Source organism: Streptomyces phaeochromogenes, from assembly GCF_001418655.1.
Classification (GTDB): Bacteria; Actinomycetota; Actinomycetes; order Streptomycetales; family Streptomycetaceae; genus Streptomyces; species Streptomyces phaeochromogenes.
Map to the genome: position 1 here is coordinate 1 of NZ_LIQZ01000349.1, position 2,879 is coordinate 2,879.

The window sequence follows — 2,879 nt, forward strand, 5'->3', positions numbered from 1 at the left end:
CTGGGTGCGCAGTTCCCCGCGCCCCTAAAAAGCGGGGCTGCGCCCCTGGCTTTGGCTTTGGCCTTTGGCTTTTAGGGGCGCGGGGAACTGCGCACCCAGCACTCCACCCACCCGCACCCGACAACCGCCCTGGCCCTACTCCCCCTGAGGAAGATGGCCCTTGGCCTCCTCGTACGTGCCCGCCCCGGCCGCATCCTCCGGCCCATAAACCAGGCTCACGACCCCCGTCTGAAAGGTCCGCGACGAGATCAACTTCAGCGGAATCGAGGAGTCACCCTCCTCGAACAACCGCATCCCCTTCCGCACGGCAATCGGATGCACCAGCAGATGCAGCTCGTCCAACAACCCCGCCGCCAGCAACTGCCGTACGACCGAGACGGACCCGCTGAGGGCGATGTCCCCGCCCTCCTCGTTCTTCAGCGCGGTGACGGTCTCCACGAGGTCACCCGCCAACTGCTCGGAGTTCCGCCAGGTGAACGCGAGCTCCTGCCGGGACGCGACGATCTTCCGCACGTCACCGAGCTGCTTCGCGAACCCCGCGTCCTCACCGCCGGCGGCCTCCCGCTCGGGCCACGCCCCGGCGAAGCTGTCGTAGGTCGTACGGCCGAACAGCATGGTGTCGGCCGTACCGAAGGTCGCACCGACGGCCGCGCCCATCTCGTCGTTGAAGTACGGGAAGTGCCACTGGTCGGGCGCCTCGACGACGCCGTCGAGCGAGATGAACAGTCCGGCGGTGATCTTCCGCATGAGGTTCCTCCAGGTTCCGGCAGAGCTGATCGGTCAACTCTGTGTCGTCGGGTAGACGGCGAGGGCTGGAGAAACTAATCGGCGAAGCCCTCAGCTCATGATCCGACCGCGAACGCCGCAGGGGTAAGGACACGGTTCGGCAGGCGTGTCGGCACCGGGACCACCCGGCGCCGGGCAGCGGCAGCCTTGCGGACGAAGGCCCGGTCCCGGTCCTGGCCCCCGTCCCTGCCGCCCGCGAAGACGAACAGCCGCAGCACCAGGAAGCGGCCTGTCCCCGCAAGCCCCGAGGCGCTGAGGTAGACGACCTGTTCCGTGAGCATCCCGGGCGACGACTGCACGAGGTGCAGGATCAGCACCGCGAGCGAGGTCACCGCGTACGCCGCCGTGGCCGACCCGGCGGACTGCCAGTGCTGACGCCAGCCGGCCCGCTTGCCGGTCCCGAAGGTGAAGAGGGCGTGCAGCTCGGTGCAGAGGACGGTCGAGGCGACGGTGACGACCGCGTTCGCCACCGCCCAGGGCATCGTCCCGGCCAGCAGGGCCACCGCACCGCTGGAGAGGACCCCGATCCCGCCGCCGCACACCACGAACCGGACGAAGGAGGCGAACGGCCCCGGAGCAACGTCGCCCACCGTCTTCGCCTGCTGCGCGAGCTGCGGCTTCATGGGGATTTCCTTCCGGGCGGCGGGGCCGTGAACCCCTGCGATCAACTGGGTTCAACAATGCCGTCGCCCGCCCGCCCCAACGAGACAGCCCACACCCGAACCCATGGTGGTGCTGGCTCCACCATGGAAGGGGGGTACGCCCGCCGAGCAGCCACGAACGCGTTCCGCGCGGCACCACGTTTCCGGCCCGCGGAACTGGAATACGTAACTGGACAGAACGCGCTGAAAGACCAAAGGGAATCACCACCGACCGCACTCCGGAGGACCCCCGCATGGCCCTGACCCGTGAAGAGCGAGAGACGTTCCTGAAAGAGCCGCACATCGCCGCGTTCGCGGTCGACGCCGGGGCCGGCCGCGCCCCGCTCACGGTGCCGATCTGGTACCAGTACGAGCCCGACGGCACCGTATGGATCCTGATCCAGGCGGACTCCCGCAAGAACCAACTGCTCCGCACGGCGGGCCGGTTCTCCCTCATGGTCGACCGGGTCGAGCCCACCATCCGGTACGTGTCCGTCGAGGGCCCGGTCCTCGACACGACCCCTGCCACCCGCGAGCAGCTCCACGAGATCTCGGCCCGCTACCTCCCGGCCGACAAGGTCGACGGGTACGTCGACTTCTCCTGGAAGGAGCACGGCACCCAGGTGGCCGTCCGGATGCGCCCGGAACGCTGGCTCTCGTCGGACCTCGGGGCGGTCTGAGCCGGAGGCAGGCGCGACAATCGCCCCATGAGCACCGAGTCTTCCTCCTCCCAGGCCCCCTCCGAGTTCGTACGGCTGCTGAGGGCCCAGCGGGTCTGGGACACCGAGCTGCCCCGCTTCAGCCCGGAGACCGCCCCCGCGGAACCGCTGCCGCTGTTCGAGCAGTGGTTCGCGGAGGCGGTGGGGGCAGGGCAGACCGAGCCGCACACGATGTCGCTGGCCACGGCGGACGAGGAGGGGCGGCCCGATGTGCGGATCGTGATGCTGCACGGCGCCGACGAGGAGGGCTGGCACTTCGCGTCGCACGCGGGCAGCCGGAAGGGACGGCAGCTGGCGGCCCGGCCGTACGCGGCACTCGGCTTCTACTGGCCCGTGCAGGGCCGGCAGATCCGGGTGCGCGGCCGGGTGACCGTCGCCCCGCCCGAGGTCGCCCACGCCGACCTGCACGCCCGCTCGACCGGCGCCCTCGCCTCCGCCCTTGTGGGCCGCCAGAGCGAAGTCCTCGGCTCCTACGAGGAGTTGGAGCACGCCTCGGAGGCCGCCTGGCACCGGGCCCAGCAGGAGCCCGACGCCCCCGCCCCCTCATGGACGGTGTACGTCCTCACCCCCGACGAGGTCGAGTTCTTCCAGGGCGACCCCCAGCGCCGCCACGTACGCCTCACCTACCACCGCACCGAGTCCACGTGGCACCGGGAACTGCTTTGGCCGTAGGCCCGACGGGGGGTGCCCTGGGCTTTGTCTTTTAGGGGCGCGGGGAACTGCGCGAGCAACA

Annotated in this window: 4 protein-coding genes; 2 read left to right on the forward strand and 2 right to left on the reverse strand. The window is 70.1% G+C overall.

The annotated features are described in order from the left end of the window. Window positions 1–135: 135 nt before the first annotated feature. Together AOK17_RS37325 and AOK17_RS37330 are read right to left on the reverse strand one after the other, a co-directional pair. A complete protein-coding gene (locus tag AOK17_RS37325) occupies window positions 136–747 on the reverse strand; it encodes a dihydrofolate reductase family protein (RefSeq protein WP_055617047.1) in 612 nt (203 codons plus the stop codon). A gap of 95 nt (window positions 748–842) precedes the next feature. Further along, window positions 843–1,409, reverse strand: coding sequence for a GtrA domain-containing protein (locus AOK17_RS37330; RefSeq protein WP_079053493.1), 567 nt, complete (start codon window positions 1,407–1,409; stop codon window positions 843–845). Between the two features lie 272 nt (window positions 1,410–1,681). On the opposite strand from AOK17_RS37330, the gene AOK17_RS37335 reads away from it, so the two are divergent. Together AOK17_RS37335 and AOK17_RS37340 are read left to right on the forward strand one after the other, a co-directional pair. After that, complete coding sequence (locus AOK17_RS37335; protein ID WP_055617048.1) at window positions 1,682–2,107, forward strand: pyridoxamine 5'-phosphate oxidase family protein; 426 nt, start codon at window positions 1,682–1,684, stop codon at window positions 2,105–2,107. 27 nt (window positions 2,108–2,134) lie between these two features. Beyond that, window positions 2,135–2,818 carry a pyridoxine/pyridoxamine 5'-phosphate oxidase gene (locus tag AOK17_RS37340; RefSeq protein WP_055617049.1) on the forward strand — a complete coding sequence of 228 codons (684 nt, stop codon included), beginning with the start codon at window positions 2,135–2,137 and terminating at the stop codon, window positions 2,816–2,818. Window positions 2,819–2,879 lie beyond the last annotated feature (61 nt).